Source organism: Methylobacterium sp. SD274 (assembly GCF_017355285.1).
Taxonomy (GTDB): Bacteria; Pseudomonadota; Alphaproteobacteria; order Rhizobiales; family Beijerinckiaceae; genus Methylobacterium.
Genome location: NZ_JADIJP010000081.1, coordinates 1 through 653, shown reverse-complemented (window position 1 = coordinate 653; position 653 = coordinate 1). Strand labels below are relative to the sequence as shown.

At 64.9% G+C, this 653-nt stretch carries 1 protein-coding gene; it reads left to right on the top strand.

Translation table 11 applies throughout. The annotated features are described in order from the left end of the window. Window positions 1-653 (top strand): MFS transporter (locus IPV08_RS24330; protein ID WP_207414432.1); only part of this gene is annotated, 653 nt, incomplete at both ends.

Below are 653 nucleotides of genomic sequence, written 5' to 3'. Positions count from 1 at the left end.
GGCCAGGTGCCGGAGGTCGTGGCCAACGCCAACATCATCCAGACCCGGCGCAACTACACCCCCGGCGAAGTCGCCCGCCAGCCGATCTTCTGGCTCATGTACTTCATGTTCGTCATCGTCGGCGCCGGCGGCCTGATGATCACCGCCAACCTCAAGCCCATCGCCTCCGATATCGGCGTCGACAAGGTGCCGGTCACCATCATGGGCATCACCATGGTGGCCATCACCTTCGCGGCCACCATCGACCGCGTGCTCAACGGCCTGACCCGCCCGTTCTTCGGATGGGTCTCCGACAAGATCGGCCGCGAGAACACCATGTTCATCGCCTTCGCCATGGAAGGCTTCGGCATCTACATGCTCTACCTCTGGGGCCACGACCCGCTGTGGTTCGTGCTGCTCTCAGGGTTCGTGTTCTTCGCCTGGGGCGAGATCTACTCCCTCTTCCCCTCCACCTGCACCGACACGTTCGGCACCAAGTTCGCCGCCACCAATGCCGGCCTGCTCTATACCGCCAAGGGCACCGCCGCCCTCCTGGTCCCGGTCGCCAACTACCTCCAGCAGGCCACCAACAGCTGGGACGGCGTCTTCCTCGTCGCCGCAGGCGCCAACATCCTCGCATCCCTCCTCGCCATCGCCGTGCTGAAGCCCTGGCG